The sequence below is a fragment of the Kribbella sp. NBC_00662 genome (assembly GCF_041430295.1).
Lineage (GTDB): Bacteria > Actinomycetota > Actinomycetes > Propionibacteriales > Kribbellaceae > Kribbella.
On sequence record NZ_CP109029.1, the window covers coordinates 6,190,680 to 6,208,643 of the forward strand.

The 17,964-nt window shown below is 68.4% G+C and carries 21 protein-coding genes; 15 read left to right on the top strand and 6 right to left on the bottom strand.

What is annotated here, in order from left to right; all coding sequences use genetic code 11:
- Positions 1 to 6 precede the first annotated feature (6 nt).
- The 3 genes from OHA10_RS30670 to OHA10_RS30680 are packed head-to-tail and all read right to left on the bottom strand — an operon-like array spanning position 7 to position 1,886.
- Positions 7 to 822 carry an exodeoxyribonuclease III gene (locus OHA10_RS30670; RefSeq protein WP_371402235.1) on the bottom strand — a complete coding sequence of 272 codons (816 nt, stop codon included), beginning with the start codon at positions 820 to 822 and terminating at the stop codon, positions 7 to 9.
- Positions 823 to 831: 9 nt separating this feature from the next.
- Positions 832 to 1,296, bottom strand: a complete 465-nt coding sequence (locus OHA10_RS30675) for a hypothetical protein (RefSeq protein ID WP_371408012.1) — start codon at positions 1,294 to 1,296, stop codon at positions 832 to 834.
- A gap of 5 nt (positions 1,297 to 1,301) precedes the next feature.
- The gene (locus OHA10_RS30680) at positions 1,302 to 1,886 is read right to left on the bottom strand and encodes a TetR/AcrR family transcriptional regulator (protein ID WP_371402236.1); all 585 of its coding nucleotides are present in this window, start codon (positions 1,884 to 1,886) and stop codon (positions 1,302 to 1,304) included.
- A 73-nt stretch (positions 1,887 to 1,959) separates the two neighbouring features.
- On the opposite strand from OHA10_RS30680, the gene OHA10_RS30685 reads away from it, so the two are divergent.
- The 5 genes from OHA10_RS30685 to OHA10_RS30705 are packed head-to-tail and all read left to right on the top strand — an operon-like array spanning position 1,960 to position 5,920.
- Entirely contained in the window at positions 1,960 to 2,853 is an 894-nt protein-coding gene (locus tag OHA10_RS30685) for an SDR family oxidoreductase (protein WP_371402237.1), read from the top strand.
- Positions 2,850 to 3,986 carry a trans-acting enoyl reductase family protein gene (locus OHA10_RS30690; protein ID WP_371402238.1) on the top strand — a complete coding sequence of 379 codons (1,137 nt, stop codon included), beginning with the start codon at positions 2,850 to 2,852 and terminating at the stop codon, positions 3,984 to 3,986. The genes OHA10_RS30685 and OHA10_RS30690 overlap by 4 nt, the downstream gene beginning before the upstream one ends.
- Complete coding sequence (locus OHA10_RS30695) at positions 3,958 to 4,812, top strand: alpha/beta fold hydrolase (RefSeq protein WP_371402239.1); 855 nt, start codon at positions 3,958 to 3,960, stop codon at positions 4,810 to 4,812. Before OHA10_RS30690 ends, OHA10_RS30695 begins: the two co-directional genes overlap by 29 nt.
- The gene (locus OHA10_RS30700) at positions 4,809 to 5,201 is read left to right on the top strand and encodes a YccF domain-containing protein (protein ID WP_134099988.1); all 393 of its coding nucleotides are present in this window, start codon (positions 4,809 to 4,811) and stop codon (positions 5,199 to 5,201) included. Before OHA10_RS30695 ends, OHA10_RS30700 begins: the two co-directional genes overlap by 4 nt.
- Complete coding sequence (locus OHA10_RS30705; protein ID WP_371402240.1) at positions 5,198 to 5,920, top strand: MBL fold metallo-hydrolase; 723 nt, start codon at positions 5,198 to 5,200, stop codon at positions 5,918 to 5,920. The genes OHA10_RS30700 and OHA10_RS30705 overlap by 4 nt, the downstream gene beginning before the upstream one ends.
- Here OHA10_RS30705 and OHA10_RS30710 read toward each other — a convergent pair.
- Positions 5,910 to 6,416: a hemerythrin domain-containing protein gene (locus OHA10_RS30710; RefSeq protein ID WP_371402241.1), complete on the bottom strand. Its 507-nt coding sequence runs from the start codon at positions 6,414 to 6,416 to the stop codon at positions 5,910 to 5,912. The two genes, OHA10_RS30705 and OHA10_RS30710, sit on opposite strands and share 11 nt — an antisense overlap.
- Positions 6,417 to 6,469: 53 nt before the next feature.
- On the opposite strand from OHA10_RS30710, the gene ddaH reads away from it, so the two are divergent.
- The gene (gene ddaH, locus OHA10_RS30715) at positions 6,470 to 7,243 is read left to right on the top strand and encodes a dimethylargininase (RefSeq protein WP_371402242.1); all 774 of its coding nucleotides are present in this window, start codon (positions 6,470 to 6,472) and stop codon (positions 7,241 to 7,243) included.
- Here the strand turns inward: ddaH and OHA10_RS30720 are convergent.
- Together OHA10_RS30720 and OHA10_RS30725 are read right to left on the bottom strand one after the other, a co-directional pair.
- Positions 7,212 to 8,150 (bottom strand): hypothetical protein, encoded by a 939-nt coding sequence (locus OHA10_RS30720; protein ID WP_371402243.1) that lies wholly within the window; start codon positions 8,148 to 8,150, stop codon positions 7,212 to 7,214. The genes ddaH and OHA10_RS30720 overlap by 32 nt on opposite strands.
- A complete protein-coding gene (locus OHA10_RS30725) occupies positions 8,143 to 9,498 on the bottom strand; it encodes a DNA polymerase IV (protein ID WP_371402244.1) in 1,356 nt (451 codons plus the stop codon). Before OHA10_RS30725 ends, OHA10_RS30720 begins: the two co-directional genes overlap by 8 nt.
- 37 nt (positions 9,499 to 9,535) lie before the next feature.
- Between OHA10_RS30725 and OHA10_RS30730 the strand changes: the two genes are divergently transcribed.
- The 9 genes from OHA10_RS30730 to OHA10_RS30770 all read left to right on the top strand — a co-directional run bounded on the left by OHA10_RS30730 (position 9,536) and on the right by OHA10_RS30770 (position 17,964).
- A complete protein-coding gene (locus OHA10_RS30730) occupies positions 9,536 to 10,297 on the top strand; it encodes an MBL fold metallo-hydrolase (protein ID WP_371402245.1) in 762 nt (253 codons plus the stop codon).
- Between the two features lie 77 nt (positions 10,298 to 10,374).
- Positions 10,375 to 11,853, top strand: coding sequence for a glutamate--cysteine ligase (locus OHA10_RS30735; protein WP_371402246.1), 1,479 nt, complete (start codon positions 10,375 to 10,377; stop codon positions 11,851 to 11,853).
- A gap of 379 nt (positions 11,854 to 12,232) precedes the next feature.
- Positions 12,233 to 12,661, top strand: a complete 429-nt coding sequence (locus OHA10_RS30740) for a universal stress protein (RefSeq protein WP_371402247.1) — start codon at positions 12,233 to 12,235, stop codon at positions 12,659 to 12,661.
- A 1-nt stretch (position 12,662) separates the two neighbouring features.
- Positions 12,663 to 13,283, top strand: a complete 621-nt coding sequence (locus tag OHA10_RS30745; protein WP_137255259.1) for an HhH-GPD-type base excision DNA repair protein — start codon at positions 12,663 to 12,665, stop codon at positions 13,281 to 13,283.
- Between the two features lie 285 nt (positions 13,284 to 13,568).
- Positions 13,569 to 14,888, top strand: coding sequence for an RNA polymerase sigma factor (locus OHA10_RS30750; protein ID WP_371402248.1), 1,320 nt, complete (start codon positions 13,569 to 13,571; stop codon positions 14,886 to 14,888).
- Positions 14,888 to 15,166, top strand: a complete 279-nt coding sequence (locus OHA10_RS30755; RefSeq protein ID WP_371402249.1) for a DUF6412 domain-containing protein — start codon at positions 14,888 to 14,890, stop codon at positions 15,164 to 15,166. Before OHA10_RS30750 ends, OHA10_RS30755 begins: the two co-directional genes overlap by 1 nt.
- A gap of 45 nt (positions 15,167 to 15,211) precedes the next feature.
- Entirely contained in the window at positions 15,212 to 15,889 is a 678-nt protein-coding gene (locus tag OHA10_RS30760) for a YidC/Oxa1 family membrane protein insertase (protein ID WP_371402250.1), read from the top strand.
- Positions 15,890 to 15,962: 73 nt separating this feature from the next.
- Complete coding sequence (locus OHA10_RS30765; protein WP_371402251.1) at positions 15,963 to 17,102, top strand: ROK family protein; 1,140 nt, start codon at positions 15,963 to 15,965, stop codon at positions 17,100 to 17,102.
- 19 nt (positions 17,103 to 17,121) lie between these two features.
- A complete protein-coding gene (locus tag OHA10_RS30770; protein ID WP_371402252.1) occupies positions 17,122 to 17,964 on the top strand; it encodes a sugar phosphate isomerase/epimerase family protein in 843 nt (280 codons plus the stop codon).

The following is a 17,964-nucleotide window of genomic DNA, read 5'->3' on the forward strand; positions in this document are numbered from 1 at the left end:
CAAGGGCTACACGTCGTACGTCGCGACGACCGGCGCGTGATCGCTCCAGCGTTCGGCGTACGTCGGGGCGCGGTGGACGACGCAACTGCGGGCCGCGGCGGCCAACTCGGGGGAGGCGATCTGGTAGTCGATGCGCCACCCCGCGTCGTTGTCGAAGGCCTTGCCGCGCCACGACCACCACGAATACGGCCCCGGTCCCTCGCCGCCGAACCGACGTCCGAGGTCGACCCAGCCGGCCTCGAACAGGCGGTCCATCCAGGCACGCTCCTCAGGCAGGAAGCCACTCTTCTTGCGATTGGCCTTCCAGGCCTTCAGGTCCTCCTCGCGGTGGGCGATGTTCAGGTCGCCGCACATCAGCACGTGCCGGCCGTCGGCACGCAGTTCGGTCAGCCGGGCGGTGATCGCGTCGAGGAACGCGTACTTCTCCTCCTGTCGCGGCGGCGTCTCGAACTCGCCGGTGAACACGTACGCGCTCACCGCGGTCAGCGTCGTCCCGTCCTCCAGTACGACGTCCGCCTCGACCCACCGCCCGGATCCGGCGAACCGCTCCGGACCGATCTCGCCGCGCTCGTCCTTGATCGGCCGCCGGCTCGCCACCGCGACGCCGGCGCGCCCCTTGTGCCCGTCGATCGCAGGCTCGGCATGCGCGATGTTCCACTCGCCATCCCGGCCGCTACTGAGGAGCTCCCGCAGTACGTCGTCCGTCGCCCGGACTTCCTGCATCAGCAACAAATCCGGATCGGTGTCGTCCAGCCACGGCTGCATCCCACGCCGAAACGCGGCCCTGATCCCGTTCACATTCACCGTGGCAACCGTCAGCACGCGGGAACCTTACCCTCTGTGGTGCCCCGGCTTGACGACCATCAGCACCAGCACGACCAGCCAGAGCAACGCGAAGATCCCGGACGTCATCGACAGCAGCTTCGCCTTCGACAGCACGGCACTGCGCTCCTCGGCCGTCCCGCCCGCGGCCGCCAGCACCTTCGACTGCGCGGGCGCGACGAGGTAGGCGAGCACCAGCGCCGCAGCGAGCGTCAGCACGATCGAGCTGATCAGGCACGCCTCGCCCATCACGTCCATGCTGCCCGCGAGCGCGAACCCGAAGACCGGCACAGCGAGACTGGCCCAGGCATAGACGTTGGTGATCCGGTGCAGCACCTGCAGCCCGCCCACCTCCGGGGTCTCGGCCGTCAGCGTGCGCTTCGCGATCGACGGGAACATGCTGGTCGCCACAGTGACTGGGCCGACGCAGAGGATGGCGGCGAGGATGTGCACCGTCAGGAAGAACTTGTTCATCACGCTCACTCGGAAGTCGTCGTGAGGATCGCGTCCAGGGACTGCTCGCAGAGGTGTTCGAGGGCTTCCGGCGAGACGGTCGGATCGTCGATCCACACCAGGAGGGTCTGTTCGACGTAACCCTGCCAGCCGTGGCACGCGAGCTCGACGACGGGGGTGACTTCGATGCCACGCTCCGCAACCGCGCTGATCACCCACTGGCTGAAGACGCGGCGGAGATCGGAGTGCAGCGCGCGGATCTCCGGATCGCCGGCGGCCGACATCAGCAGCGTGGCGCGATAGAGCTGCGGGGCTTCGAGTACGGCGCGGACGAAGGCGCGGATGCCCGACCGGAGCTGCTCGTCCGGTGGCAGCGACGGGTCCGGGGCGGTCCGCAGCATCACTTCGGCGGCGGCCTCCTCGATGACGGCGTACTGGAACTTCTTCTTCGAGCCGAAGTAGTGGAACAGCAGGGCGGGGGAGACGCCGGCTTCCGCGGCGACCAGCTCGACCGTCAGCTCGCGATGCGGATCCGCGAGCAGCACCCGCCGAGCCGCGGCGAGAATCTGCGCCCGGCGCTCGTCGGGGCGCAGTCGAGAGGTCTGGGTCATACCGGCAGTCTATTGAGTAAATGGTCAACAAGCACTTACTGTTGAGTATCTGCTCAACAAGCTGGAGGTCCAGATGCGTCCGTTGGCCGGTCAAGTCGTCCTCATCACCGGCGCCTCCCGGGGGATCGGCGCCGCGGTGGCCCGGAAGCTGGCAGGTGACGGCGCGAAGCTCGCGCTGGTCGGCCTGGAGCCCGACGAGCTGAAGAAGGTCGCGGAGGATTGCGGCCCCGAGGCCGGCTGGTGGGAGGCCGACGTCACTGACACCGACTCGCTGCGTGCTGCGGTCGAGGCTGTCGCCGAGCGCTACGGCCGGATCGATGTCGTGATGGCGAACGCCGGCATCGCTGCACCGGGGTTCAGCCGCAGCATGGATCCGAAGACCTGGGAGCGCGTCGTCGACGTCGATCTGTACGGCGTCTGGCGCACAGTCCATCTCACGCTGCCGTACCTGCTCGATAGCAAGGGCTACCTGCTGCTGGTCTCTTCCCTCGCGGCGATCGTGCACATCCCCGGACTCGCGTCGTACAACGTCTCCAAGGCGGGCGTCGAGGCGCTCGGGGACACGCTGCGGCCGGAGCTCAGGCACCTCGGCGTACGTGTCGGGGTTGCGCACATGACCTTCGTCGACACCGACATGGTGCGGGGAGCGGACGCGCATCCGGTGTTCGGCCGCGTGCGGACCGGGATGCCGTTGGCGAGCAAGACGTATCCGCTGGAGTTCGCGGTCGACAAGTTCGTGGACGGGATCAAGAAGCGTTCGCGGACAGTGCACGTGCCGGGCTGGATCGGCGCGCTGAAGGTGGTCCGGTGGGCGATCCCGCATTTCATCGAGTTCGGTTCGCGGTTCAGCATGCCGAAGGCGGACGCGGCCGCGCTCGCTGACATCCAGGCGCGTGGCGCTGAGGAGTCGTCGAGGCCGACCGGGGCCGGCGGACTGGCCGACTCGGAGAAGGCTGCGCACAAATGAGCCGCGAGTACGACGTCGCGCTGCTGGGGGCCAGCGGCTTCACCGGCGCGCTGACCGCGGAGTACCTGGAGAAGAACGCGCCCGCCGGGCTGCGCTGGGCCGTTGCTGGACGCAACAAAGCGAAGCTGGAACGCTTCGGCAAGGACATCCTGCACGCGGACGTGACGGACGCCGAGTCGATGCGCGCGCTGGCCGAGTCGACCAGGGTCGTCGCGACGACAGTCGGCCCTTACATCCAGTACGGCGAGCCGCTGGTCGCTGCGTGTGCCGAGGCGGGGACGGACTATCTCGACCTCACCGGCGAGCCTGAGTTCACCGATCGGATGTACGTGCGCTATCACCAGCGCGCGACGGAGACCGGCGCTCGGATCATCCACGCCTGCGGGTTCGACTCGATTCCGTACGACCTCGGCGTGCAGTACACCGTCGAGCAGCTGCCGGAAGGCGTGCCGATCCAGGTCGACGGTCTGCTCCGAGCGGGCGGTCGACCGTCGGGCGGGACGTTCCACACCGCGATCACCGCGTTCTCGCGCCCGAAGCAGAATCTCGAGGCGCATCGGGCGCGGAAACAGGCCGAGCCGCGGCCGGAGGGACGGAAGGCGCGTGCGGTGTCCGGGCGGATCCACCGCCAGCAGGGCTTCTGGGCGGTGCCGCTGCCGACGATCGATCCGCAGATCGTCGGGTACTCCGCACGGCTGCTCGATCGCTACGGGCCTGACTTCCGCTACTCGCACTACGCGGCGATGGACCGGCTCCCGATGGTTGCCGCCGGCATCGGTGGCGTGAGCCTGATGATCGCCGGCGCGCAGATCCCGCCGGTGCGCAAGGCGATGCTGAACCGGCTGCAGCCCGGCGACGGGCCGAGCCCGGAGCGGCGGGCGCGGTCGTGGTTCAACGTCCGGTTCGTCGGCCGCGGCGGCGGCAAGCAGGTGATCACCGAGGTCGCCGGCCGCGATCCCGGGTACGACGAGACCGCGAAGATGCTCGGCGAGAGCGCACTGTGCCTCGCGCTCGACGACCTGCCGGAGACGGCCGGCCAGACCACCACGGCCGCTGCCATGGGACCCGCTCTGCGGGAGCGACTGGTGAAAGCGGGGATGACCTTTGCCACCCTCGAAGTCGACCACTACTAGCACCGACGGCACCTCGATCGCCGTCTACGACTACGGCAATCCGGATGCACCGACACTGATCTGCGTCCACGGCTACCCGGACAACGCGGCGCTCTGGGAGCCGGTCGCCGAGCACCTCACCACGGACTTCCACGTTGTCACGTACGACGTCCGCGGCGCCGGCGAATCCGATCACCCGAGCGTCACATCCGCCTATGCCCTCGACCGTTTGCAAGACGACTTCGCAGCGGTCCTCGACCACGCCGCACCCGACCAGTCCGTACACGTCCTGGCCCACGACTGGGGCTCCATCCAGTCCTGGCACTTCGTCACCGACCCCGACCTCCAGGCCCGCATCGTTTCGTTCGTCTCGATCTCAGGGCCGTCGCTCGACCACGCCGGGTACTTCCTCCGCCGCCGGAACCGCGCCGCTGTCCGCCAGCTCCTGCACTCCTGGTACATCGTCTACTTCCACCTCCCATGGATCCCCGAGCTCGGCTGGCGCACGGGCTGGGCGCATCGGGCGTTCAACCGGCTGGAGCAACAGGACGCCGAGGACAGGCGTTCGATCGGTGACTACGTGAACGGCATGAAGCTCTACCGCGCCAACGTCGTGCCACGGCTGATCCGCCCGGAGGAGCGGCGTACCGACGTACCCGTGCTGGCCGTGTCTCCCGACGCCGACCCGTTCGTCACGACACCGCTGCAGACCGATATCGCGCGATGGGCTCCTGATCTGACCGTGAAGGTGGTCAGGGGCGGGCACTGGATGCCCCGGAACGATCCCGGACTTGTTGCCGAGTTGGTGCGGCAACACACCCGTGAGGTGGCAGGCTTGGAAGCATGAAGACGCTTCTCAACCTGATCTGGCTGGTGCTGGCCGGGTTCTGGCTGGCTGTCGGGTACGCGGTCGCCGGCATCATCTGCTGTGTGCTGATCGTGACGATCCCGTTCGGCATCGCGTCGTTCCGGATCGCCGGGTACACGTTGTGGCCGTTCGGCCGGACGGTGGTCGACAAGCCGGGCGCCGGCGCGGGCGCGCTGCTCGGCAACATCATCTGGATCATCTTCGCCGGCTGGTGGCTGGCGCTCGGTCACCTGACCACCGGGATCGCGCTCTGCCTGACGATCATCGGCATCCCGCTCGGCGTGGCGAACTTCAAGCTGATCCCGGTCTCGCTCCTGCCGCTGGGCAAGGAGATCGTGCCGAGCAACCAGCCGTTCGCCACCCGGTGAGGTCGCTGACTGTCCTCGGCTCCTGCGGCGCCTGGCCCGAGGCCGGTCGGGCGTGCGCCGGGTTCCTCGTCGAGTACGACGGATTCCGAGTCGTGCTCGATCTCGGGTATGCCGCTTTGCCGCGTCTCCTCGAGCACTGTCCGCAGGGTGAGGTCGATGCGATCCTCGTGACGCACCAGCATCCGGATCACTGCGTCGACGTGAGCGGCCTGGCTCGGGTGCGGTACTACGAGGCTCCGGATGCACCGCCCATTCCGCTGCACACCACGCCGGGGACTGTCGAAGTACTGCGAGCGATCGAGCCCGACCCCGACCCGGCCGAGGTGTTCGCGGTGCACGACCTCTCGTCGACGACGCGGATCGGACCCTTCGAGGTGCTGACCGTGGAACTGCCGCATTACACGACGAATCTCGGCGTGCGGTTGAGCGCGCCGGGAATGACGCTCGCCTATACCGGTGACAGCGGCCCGTCGCCGGATCTGCGGCTGGTGGCCGAGGGGACGGACGTCTTCGTCTCGGATGCGACCTACCAAGGTCAGTCCAACGGCAGCTACCTGATGACAGCCGCCGAGGCCGCGAGGGGTGCGCGCGGAGCCCGGCGGCTCGTGCTGACGCATTTCTGGCCGGGCTCCGATCGCTCGATCTCGGTGCGCGAGGCGCAGGCCGAGTTCGACGGCGAGGTCATCGCCGCGGAGGAAGGGCTGGTCGTCAGCTTTTGACGATCTTGCGGACGTTGGCGATGTCGCCGCAGCCCGACTCGATCAGCCGGGCGCGCTCTTCCGCGAACGAGTCGCCGAGGTTGCGGCGTACCTGTTCGGAGACGTCGGTGCGGGCCGGGTTGAGGACGTCGCGCTCCTCTTCGTCGAGGTGATGCGAGAGCGCCTCGGACAGCTCGTGCAGCTTCGAGCTGAACTCCTCGCTCGCGGTGTCGTCGACCTCCATCAGCTCGAGCAGCGCTTCGTTGCCCTCGTCGTGCTCGTGCTCGGAGTGCTCGACCTCCTCGGCGTCGATCGCGTCCTTGCGCCGCAGCGTGGGGTAGACCTTCGACTCCTCGGCCTCGGCGTGGGCGATCAGGACCGTGGCCAGATCGGCGAGCACTGCCTCGCGGTCGCTCGTGACGTCGCGCAGCTCGCGAAGCGCCTCTTCGAACCACCGGTGATCGGCGAGGATGATCTCGACCACGTCACCACCTGTCGCCGGAAGAATCTTCGGCATCCCGTTGTCTCCTGTCTCTCGGATGCCTTCTGGTACCCGGATAACCTCCTGGCATGCCGACCGACATGCCGACAGCGCTCATCCGCCGCCCGAGCCCGCGCCTGGCCGAAGGCCTCGTCACCCACATCGAACGCACGCCTGTCGACGTCGACCTCGCCGCGACGCAGTGGCAGCAGTACGTCGACGCGCTGCACCGCACCGGTTGGTCCACGGTCGAGGTGCCGCCGATCGAGGAGTGTCCGGACAGCGTCTTCATCGAGGACACGATGGTGGTGTACGGCGACCTCGCGGTGATCGCCCGCGCCGGCGCGAACGAGCGACGCCCGGAGGCCGCGGCCGCCGAGGAGACCGTTGCCGCACAGGGCTACCGGATCGCTCGCATCACCGATCCCGGCACGCTCGACGGCGGCGACGTACTCAAGATCGGCCCGACGATCTACGTCGGACAAGGCGGACGCACGAACGCGGAGGGAATCGAGCAACTGCGGGCCGCGTTTGCTCCGCTGGGCGCCGACGTCCGCGCGGTGCCGGTGCAGAAGGTGCTGCATCTGAAGTCGGCTGTCACCGCGCTGCCCGATGGGACCGTGATCGGGTACGAGCCGCTCGTCGACGATCCGGCTGCGTTCGACAGCTTCCGGCCTGTGCCCGAGGAGGCCGGCGCACATGTCGTACTGCTGGGGGAGGGCCGGTTGCTGATGGCTGCGTCGGCGCCGAGGTCGGCGGAGTTGTTCGCCGGCCTCGGCTACACGCCGGTCGTCGTGGACATCGGTGAGTTCGAGAAGCTCGAGGGATGCGTCACATGCTTGTCGGTGCGCCTTCGCCGGTGAGCACCCGGCGGGCAGCCTCGGCGAGCTGCACCTCGCGCTTCTTCCCACGCCCTTCGGCGAGTTCGCACGCGTCGACCAGCGCCGTGCGGTAGACCGCTGTATCGGGATGCCCCGGTGTTGCGTCGCGGACCACCTGGGTCAGCGCCTCGAGCGCCTCCGAGATGTCGCCGCACGCCAGCAGCGCCCGGCCCAACGCGGCCCGATCGCGCACCAACTGCGGATCCCCGGCCAGGAGGCTGTCCTCGTCGGCGGCAACGATGTCCGCGAGCAGCTGGGCCTCCGACCGCGGCCCGCCGACCATCAGCCGCGCACCGGTGGTGGCCTCGGTCGCTGCCCGGGTCAGCTCGTGATGCGGTCCGAACACCTCCGTCAGCTGCGGCGTCACCAGCTCGAACCACGCGATCGCGCGTCCGTAGTTCCTGGTCGCCAGCAACCCTTGCGCCACGCGCAGCCGGACCCGCAACGTCGCCGGGTCGTCGGCCGCCAGGACCTTCTCCCGCTCTGTCAGAGCCGACTGGTAGAACGGCAACGCCTGACCCGGCTCGTGGTCGTCCCAGTGCGCCTCGGCCTGCTTGTAGCCAGGGTCCGAGTCGAGCTCCGGATACCGAGCGATCGCCGACACCGGCTCCCGCCGTACGACGGTCTGCAGCGGCAGCGTGACCACCTTGCGGCCGACGTACGTCCGTCCGCCGGTCGGGATGATCCGGAACTGGCCGACCTTCGACACCGGCAGCCACAGCACGGTGTTGTAGAGCGTCCGCACCGACGACCCGCAGTTCTCGCACACGTCGCGGTGGCCGTAGAACCGGCTACCCATCGGGCCGGCCGTGTCGGTCGCGCGCCAGACCTCGGACGCCGCCGTACACGGCGCGCAGAACGGGTAAACCCCCCGCCGTTCCTCATTCATTCGAGACATTGTGGTTGGTTTCGGGTTCTTCGTCTGCATCCGCCCCGACGATCCGCACTTTTGTCAGCGCCGGGTCGTCGATCGCGAAGGTTCGGACCGGTCCCGGCGGCGTGTCCGCGGTCTCGAAGCGGACCGTGACGCGACCGCGTCCCGAGCCCCACACCCAGCCCTGGCCGTAGTCGGGGTGGGCGACGTCCTGACCGGGATGGAAGCCGACCAGGTCACGCGGCCGGGCCGGCAGCTCGACGATCTCGACCGGGTTCCCGGCGTGCTCGTCCTCGGTGAACAGGTCGTCCTGGATCCAGTCGGCCAGCGAGGAGACGCCGACGCCGAGCAACCGGATGCCGCCGCCGATCTCGCTCTCCTCGAGCAACCGGCGCGCGACCCGCGCGATCACCCGCGAGTCGTCGGTCGGCCCGGCCAAGGTCGACGAGCGGGTGTGGGTGGTGAAGTCGTGCATGCGCGTCTTGACCGTGACCGTGCGGCCGGACAATTGCGCCTTCTGCAGCCGCTCCGAGACCCGCAGCGACATCCGGTCGGCGATCGCGACCAGCAGCGACCGGTCGATGATGTCGGTCTCGAAGGTGTCCTCCACGCTGACCGACTTGGTTTCGCGGTCGCTCACCACCGGCCGGTCGTCGGCCGCGACAGCGAGCCGGTGCAGGCTGTTGCCGTGCGCCGACCCGACCTGCCGGATCAGCTCGTCCTCGTCGAGCTGCTGCAGGTCGGCGACGGTCCGGACGCCCGCCATGCTGAGTCGCTGCGCCGTCGCCGGACCGACGCCCGGGATCACCGTCACCTGCATCGGCGCGAGGAACTCCGCCTCGGTCCCGGCCGGCACGACGACCACGCCGTCGGGTTTGTCGAGGTCGCTGGCGATCTTCGCGATCAACTTCGACGTACCGGCGCCGACGGATGCGGTCAGCCCGCCGCTCACCTTCCGGATTGCGTCCTTCAGGTCCTGCGCGATCGCCTCGACGTCCTCGACCGTCAGCCCCGTGAGTCCGCTGGCCGTCAGGTCGATGAACGCCTCGTCCAGCGACAACGGCTCGACCAGCGGCGACAGCGCCCGCATCTCCGCCATCACCGCCTGACTGCTCTGCCGGTACACCTCGAACCGCGGGCTCAGGTACGCCGCGTGCGGGCACCGCGATCGCGCTTCCGCGGTCGACATCGCGGACCGCACGCCGTACTTGCGGGCCTCGTACGACGCGGTGGACACGACTCCGCGGACGCCGACTCCGCCGACGACCACGGGCTTGCCCCGCAGTGACGGCTTGTCCCGCTGCTCGACGGCCGCGAAGAACGCGTCCAGATCGACATGCAGCACCGACGGATCCCCACGCACCTGTCCAGTGTCCCTGGTGTGACCGACAATTCCCGCTATGACGTTTCCCGAGCAGTGGGACGACGGCACCGATCCGTCCACTTCCGCCCACCAGGTCCATTGGTACGACGACCGTACGGCGATCATCCGCCAGGCGCTCCACACCAACTTCGAGGGCCCGTTCCTGTACCTCCTCCTCGGCGACGAGCGCGCCCTCCTGCTCGACACCGGCACCGGTCACGCCCCGCTCCGTCCGCTGATCGACGAGCTGGCCGGGGAGCGCGAGCTGGTCGTCGCGCACACCCACAGCCACGGCGACCACGTCGGCGGCGACGACGAGTTCGATCAGGTTGTCGGGAAGACGGCCGAGGATGTCGCGCGGTACTTCGGGTTCGCCGACCGGCCGAACGGCGTTGCGCAGTTCGACCTCGGCGGCCGGGTGCTCGACATCGTCCCGATCCCGGGGCACCACGCCTCGCACATCGCGACGTACGACCGGAACACGCGGCTGCTGTTCAGCGGCGACTCGCTGTACCCGGGCCGGCTCTACGTCTTCGACTGGCCGGCGTTCCGGGCGAGTGTCGCGCGGCTGGCGGAGTTTGTTGCTGACGGCAATCCGGTCGAGTGGATCCTGGGCGCGCACATCGAGCTGACGGACCAGCCGGGCCAGGACTTCGAGATGGGCTCCGACAAGCACCCCGGCGAGCACGAGCTGCAGCTGCGTCCCGACGTACTGACCGAGCTGGCCGAGGTGCTGGCGGAGGCGGGGGAGGAGCCGGTCCGGATCGAGCGGAAGGACTTCATCGTCTGTCCGGTGTGATTCGGCGCGCGGTAGATGGGCACCTTCGGGCACACTGAGGCCATGCTGTAACCGGGGAGCCACCAGGGGAGGCGCTGATGGGTGAGGAAGTCGACCGGGTCGAGTTCACCCGGGCGGACCGGACCGCGTTCCGGGGTCAGGTCCATCGCAATCTGGACGCCTTCGCGCGGATGCTGCGCGAAGCCCGGTTCGCGCCCGACCGGCCGATGACCGGGATCGAGATCGAGCTGAACCTGGTCGACGAGAAGTGCGACCCGGCGTTCAAGAACACCGAGGTGCTGAGCGCGATCGAGGACGACGCGTTCCAGACCGAGCTGGGTCAGTTCAACATCGAGATCAACGTGCCACCCGGGCAGATCGACGGACTCGGCCTGGACACGATGGAAGCAAGCATCCGGGACAGCCTGAACGCCGCCGAGGACAAGGCTGCCCGGACCGGCTCGTCGATGGTGGTGATCGGCATCCTGCCGACCCTGCTGACCGAGCACATCCGCCGCGACGCACTCAGCACCAACCCGCGGTACGCGTTGCTCAACGATCAGATCTTCGCGGCCCGCGGAGAGGACGTGCAGATCTCGATCGACGGGGTCGAGCGTCTGCAGGTCACCGCGGACAGCATCGTCCCGGAGGCCGCGTGTACGTCGACGCAGTTCCACCTCCAGGTGACACCGGAAGCCTTCCCGCGGTACTGGAACGCCGCGCAGGCGATCTCCGGCGTACAACTCGCCGTCGGGGCCAACTCGCCGTTCCTGTTCGGCAAGGAGCTGCTGCGCGAGACCCGGATCGCGTTGTTCGAGCAGGCCGCCGACACCCGCACGCACGAGCTGAAGACGCAGGGCGTCCGGCCGCGGGTCTGGTTCGGTGAACGATGGATCACCTCGATCTTCGATCTGTTCGAGGAGAACTCGCGCTACTACCCGGCCCTGCTGCCGGTGACGTCCGACGAGGATCCGATCGAGGTCCTCGACCGCGGCGACACTCCCGCGCTTTCGGAGTTGCGGCTGCACAACGGGACGATCTATCGCTGGAACCGCCCGGTGTACGACGTTGTCCGGGAGAAACCGCATCTGCGCGTCGAGAATCGTGTCCTGCCGGCCGGGCCGACCGTCGTCGACACGATCGCCAACGGCGCGTTCTACTTCGGTCTGGTCCGCGCGCTCGCCGACGACGAACGGCCGATCTGGTCGCAGATGTCGTTCAGCGCGGCCGAGGAGAACTTCCACAACGCCGCCCGCAACGGGATCGACGCGGAGGTGTTCTGGCCGGGCGTCGGTACGGCGCGCGCGACCGAGCTCGTGCTCAGACGCCTTCTGCCGTTGGCGGTTCGCGGTCTGGACGCCTGGGGAGTCGACGTGGCGGTGCGGGACCGGCTGCTCGGCATCATCGAGCAGCGGTGCCTCACCAGCCGCAACGGCGCGTCGTGGCAGGCCGATGAGTTCCATCGCCTGTATACAAAGGGGTCGCACGGTCGCAAGGACGCGTTGCGCGGGATGCTGCGCCGGTACCGCGACCACATGCACGAGAACACGCCGGTGCACGAATGGCCGGTCGACTGAACCGGTTAGCTTCCGCGATCGACGCCTGACCGGGGCGGTGGGTGGGGAAGGTATTTGCGCAGACAACGTAGGACAAGGATGAGCGGAACCCTGGTCCTTCTGACGGAACCCTTCCGATCTTGCCCAGGGCAACTGGCTGGGCGGGTTCTTGGACGAGTTCGATAACGACCCGGACTACAGGGGTGGCGCGTTGGGTGACAGCCCTGCAAAGGTGTGGCCACCGGAAGGTTAGGCGGGCCCGCCGCGGGTAGTACTCGGGCACCGGCAGCCCTCCGTCACCGCCGCGACACAACAGGTGCAAATGCAGCGGATGCCGACCGCGGTCGGGAGCAGTATCGTTCGAGACGGGTCGACACACACCCGGAGGTGAGGCAGGGCGATGACGACCATCGTCGTGGGTTATGTGCCGAAGGCGGAAGGCCGTGCGGCTCTTCGGCGAGCAGCGGAGGAAGCGACGCTGCGCGACGCGAAGTTGGTAGTGGTGAACTCGCACCGGGGCGGACGCGGCTTCGACAGCGACGAGGCTGCGGCGAGTGATGCCGCTTTGACGGAAGTACGGGAGCAACTCGACTCGACCGGCGTGCCGTACGAGGTGCGGCAGCTGGTGCGTGGCCTGGACCCGGCGGAGGACCTGGTGGCCGTCGCCGAGCAGGTGCATGCGGAGTTCATCGTGATCGGGCTGCGGCGCCGCTCGCCGGTCGGCAAGCTCATTCTCGGCAGCAACGCGCAGCGGGTGCTGCTCGATGCTCCGTGTCCGGTGCTCGCCGTCAAGGCCGAGGGTGAGTTGGACGAGGGAGGGGAGGACTGAGGTGACTTCGACACGCAGCAGGAAATTGTGCCTCGCACAGCAGCCCGACGCCGACGAGATGTTGAGCAGAGATCCGTTCGCCTTGCTGGTCGGCATGTTGCTGGACCAGCAGATCCCGATGGAGCGCGCGTTCGCGGGCCCGGTCGCGATCTCGAAGCGGATGATGGGACCGTTCGATCCCGCCACGGTCGCGCACTACGACCCCGACGCTTTCGTCGAGGTGGTGGCCGGTCCGCCGGCCGTGCACCGGTTCCCGACCGCGATGGCGGCGCGGATCCAGACCCTGGCCAAACACCTGGACGAGCAGTACGGCGGTAACGCTTCAGCCCTCTGGTCCGATGTCAAATCCGGGGACGACCTGCTGGCCAGGCTGTCGGCCCTGCCGGGCTTCGGCGCGCAGAAGGCGAAGATCTTCGTCGCGCTGCTCGGCAAGCAACTCAAGGTCCGTCCGCGCGGGTGGCGCGAGGCGTCCGAGCCGTACGGCGAGGACGGCGCGTTCAAGTCCGTCGCGGATGTGATCGACGTGGCATCGCTGGTCCGGGTGCGACAGTTCAAGCAGGAGCAGCAGGTGGTCCGCCAGCGGGTGGTGGCGCGGCCGCTGCGGCAGACACGCAACGGGTGAACACAGACGTATAACGGTTCAGCAGAAGGGCGACCGACGACGTACCCTTCGAGTACCGAGCAGATCAGGCCCTTGCCGTCGCGGGAACGCCCGCCCGGCAGGGGCCTGAGTGCACCGTTCCGGGGGGTCGTGCGACGCGTGGCCTTGGTTCGCGGATTACAATGGACTGTTGCCGCCGCCTGACCAGCGAGCAGCCGCACAACGTAGTACTCACAGACTCAGCAAGACCCGTAGCTTCAACAGTCGTACCGCCGTACAAACCCTGCGTCAGACGAGAGGTAATTCGTGTCGTCCAGCTCGTCCGAGAATCTTCCCGCCGAGCCGGCCCGGGCCGTGGCCGCCACCGCCCGCAGCACGGCTCCGAGGACCAGCGCCCGAGTGGCCGATCCCGCTGCCGCCAAGAAGGTGGCCGCGAAGAAGGCGGCGGTGAAGGCCGCCAGCACCAAGGAGGACGGTATCCCCGCGAAGAAGGCCGCTGCCAAGAAGGCTCCGGCGAAGAAGGCAGTGTCCGAGGCGGGTCTGGCGATCGACCCGAAGACCGGCAAGCCGCGCGCTCTCGATGAGGTGGACGAGTCCGACTTCCAGCCCGATGCGGTGAAGGGGCTGGAGAAGGAGCTCACCGAGGACCAGGGCTTCATCGTCTCCGAGGCCGACGAGACCGACGAGCCCGAGCAGCAGGTGATGGTGGCCGGCGCCACCGCGGACCCGGTCAAGGACTACCTGAAGCAGATCGGCAAGGTCCCGCTGCTGAACGCCGAGCAGGAGGTCGAGCTCGCGAAGCGGATCGAGGCCGGTCTGTTCGCGGAGGAGCAGACCGCCGACGAGGCCGCCAAGCTCAAGGACAAGGTCCGCGACGAGTACGAGTGGATCTCCGAGGACGGCCGCCGCGCCAAGAACCACCTGCTCGAGGCCAACCTGCGCCTGGTGGTGTCGTTGGCCAAGCGCTACACCGGCCGCGGCATGCTGTTCCTGGACCTGATCCAGGAGGGCAACCTCGGTCTGATCCGCGCGGTGGAGAAGTTCGACTACACCAAGGGCTACAAGTTCTCGACGTACGCCACCTGGTGGATCCGGCAGGCGATCACCCGCGCGATGGCCGACCAGGCCCGGACGATCCGTATCCCGGTGCACATGGTCGAGGTCATCAACAAACTGGCCCGCGTCCAGCGGCAGATGCTGCAGGACCTCGGCCGGGAGCCCACTCCGGAGGAGCTCGCCAAGGAGCTCGACATGACCCCGGAGAAGGTCATCGAGGTGCAGAAGTACGGTCGCGAGCCGATCTCGCTGCACACTCCGCTCGGTGAGGACGGCGACTCCGAGTTCGGTGACCTGATCGAGGACTCCGAGGCGATCGTGCCGGCCGAGGCGGTCTCGTTCACGCTGCTCCAGGAGCAGCTGCACGCCGTCCTCGACACGCTGTCCGAGCGCGAGGCCGGTGTGGTCTCGATGCGGTTCGGTCTCACCGACGGCCAGCCGAAGACGCTCGACGAGATCGGCAAGGTGTACGGCGTGACCCGCGAGCGGATCCGCCAGATCGAGTCGAAGACCATGTCGAAGCTGCGGCACCCGTCGCGTTCGCAGGTCCTCCGGGACTACCTGGACTGATGACGATGGGGCAGGTGTTCGCCGGCGTGTGGACGCTGGCGATGCCTGCCCTCGGCCCGGACTCGGGCCTGCTGGCCGTCGCCGTGTTCACGGCGGCGGCCGTGCTGTTCCTCGCGGTCCAGGTCACGGTCGCCCGGACCGCGGCGCAGCGCCCGCTCGCCTCGCCGATCCCGGCGCGGGTCAGCGCCACCCGGGCCAACGCCCGCCGCACCGCCTACCTCTCGCTCCGGGATCCGGATCTCGCCGGCCGGCCCCGACCACGAGCACCAGGGCAGTAGCGCACTTCCTCGCTACCTGTTCCTACTCACTCGTGGAGTTCTGCTGTGCCTTCTTTCCTGGAGGCACCGGTCGCCGGTGCCTATCACTTGCTCACGTCCCTCGTCTCGACCCTCCAACCGCTCACCGGTGCGTACGCCGCGGTGAGCGCGATCGTCCTGTGCACCCTCGTCGTACGCCTGTGTCTTGTCCCGTTGAGCGTGCGCGCCCAGCGCGGGCTGAAGGCGCGGGCGGCGATCATGCCGCAGCTGAAGCAGTTGACCGAACGCCATCGCGGCAACCCCGAACGCCTGCAGCGTGAAGTGGCGAAGCTGCAGTCGGAGTCCGGTACGACGCTGTTCGCCGGGTTCCTGCCGACACTGGCGCAACTGCCGTTCTTCTGGCTGATGTACACGCTGTTCTCCCGCACGGTCGTGGCGGGGGAGTCGAATCAGTTGCTCAGCGGGAGCCTGCTCGGTGCGCCGCTCGGCGTGCACTGGCCGATCTTCGCCGGCACGCCGGCGTTCCTCGCGGTTGCTGTTCTGGTCGCGGTCGTCGCGTGGTTCTCGGCACGCTTCCAGGTGCGCCAATTGGACGCTTCGGCGACGACCTTGTCGCGGCGGCTTGCGCAACTGCTGCCGTACGGCACAATCCTGACCGTTGCCTTCGTCCCGCTCGCCGCCGGTCTCTACGTGCTCACGACCACCGCGTGGACGGTTGTCGAACGGACGATTCTGAACCGCTGACTTTCGTTGCCACCCTCGAACTAGTTCTGCTACCGTCTTTATTAAAGCCGGTTGAATAACAGGTTTGGGGCCGATGGACACTGTGCGAGGCGCGAACCAGGTCGCCTGTCTGCGTTTCCTGGCCGATACCGACCAGGCCGACGCTGCGCAGACGGTCGGCGTCATCAGCGCCGGGACCGGGCTCTCGCGTCCCACGGTTCACGCCGTACTCGATGACCTTGTCGAGGCCGGTCTGGTCGAGCCGACCGAACCGTCGACCGCCGGACCAGGCCGTCCCGCGCGAGCCTTCCGGTTCGCGCGGGAGGCCGGTCTGGTGGCCGGCGTCGACCTCGGCCCACGCGGCGTACGGGCGATCATCTGCGACCTGTCCGGCTCCCGCGTCGCCTACACCGAGCTCAGGCAGGAGCCGACGCCGGACCTGATCCGGTACGCCGTCCACACCGCGGCGTCGGACGCTTCGCTCGATCTCGAGCGTCTGCGTGGGGTCGGGGTCGCGCTGCCTGGTGTGATCGAGCCGAACGGCTACCTCCGCGCCAGCCTCGCGCTGCCCGAGCTCGTCGGACTGCAGATCGCGGACGTCGTCGGACAGGACCTCGGCAAACCCGTTGCCGTGGACAACGACATCAAGCTCGCGGCGCTCGCCGAGCAGCGGGTCGGCGCCGGCCGCGGGTACTCCGATGTCGTCTACCTCCAGATCGGTCAACGCCTGTCCGTCTCGATCGTCCTGAACGGGGTGATCCGGCAAGGACGTCACCGCCTCGCCGGCGAACTCGGCGCACAGCGCGGTATGCGCTGGACGCGGAACGCCCAACGTGGACAGCTGATCTGGGCATCCCACCCGACCGGCGAGGAAGTACTGACGGCGGCCGCTCAGGGCGACGTCTCCGCCCGGGAAGAGATCGAGGACTTCTGCGCGCAGATCGCCGGGCGGATCGCGACCGTCCTGCTGACCGTCGACCCCGAGGTCGTCGTCGTCCGGGGCGGGCTCGCGCAGGACAGCGGCGTACTGCTGCGACCACTGGTGGCGGCGGTCGAGAAAGAACTGGTTTTCCCTGAGCGTCCACCGTTCGTCGCCTCGGCTCTGGGGCGCGAGGCGGTGGTGCTCGGGGCGGTCGGCAATGCGTTCGACCGGTTCGGCTCGGACATCTACGGCGTCAAGGACTACCCGAGTCCGTGGTACCGCATTCCCCTCGATTCCCCTCGATTCCCCTGAACACTGAGAGGACCAGCACGTGAAGCTCGGAGTCAGCTCGTACTGCTTCCGCTCGCTCATGACGAGCGGTGAGATGGACCTGATCGGCGTCCTGGACTGGGTGGCGGCATCCCCGGCCGGGCACATCGAGGTCGCCGCGATGGACGGCGAGTACTACCTGGAGAACCCCGATGTCGTGAACGACACGGCCAAGCACGCGGAGGAGGTCGGCGTACCGATCGTGAACTACCTGGTCAGCGGCGACCTGCGGACCGCCGACGACAAGGAGATCGACCGGCTGCGTCGGCAGCTGGACGTCGCGCACCGGTTCGGCGCCCGGATCTTCCGCCACGACGTCGCGCCGTGGTCGTGGCGCGAGCAGGACCCTGGGGAGTTCGAGACAACGTTCGCCAAGGTCGTCGAGGGATGCCGGGCGGTCGCCGACCACGCGGCCGAGCTGGGCATCACGTCGACGATCGAGAACCACGGCTTCTTCATGAACGGGAGCGACCGGCTGGCGCGGCTCGTACACGCCGTCGATCGCCCGAACTTCCGCGTCACGCTCGACCTCGGCAACGGCCTGTGTGTCGGCGAGGTGCCCGGCAAGACGGCTGCCGGCCTGATCGACCTCGCCGCCTCGATCGGCGTGAAGGACTTCCACATCCGCCGGTCGGCCGGCGACGGCTGGCTGAAGACGCTAGCCGGTGACTACCTGCTCGGCACGATCTCGGGCCACGGCGACGTGGATCTGGCCGGTCTGCTCGCGCTGGTCAACACCAAGCCCGACGTACCGGTGAGCCTCGAGTTCGAGGGTCTGGAGCGGACGCCGGACGCCATCGAACGCTCTCTCGACAACATCCTCAGACTGGCAGGAGCTGCCTGA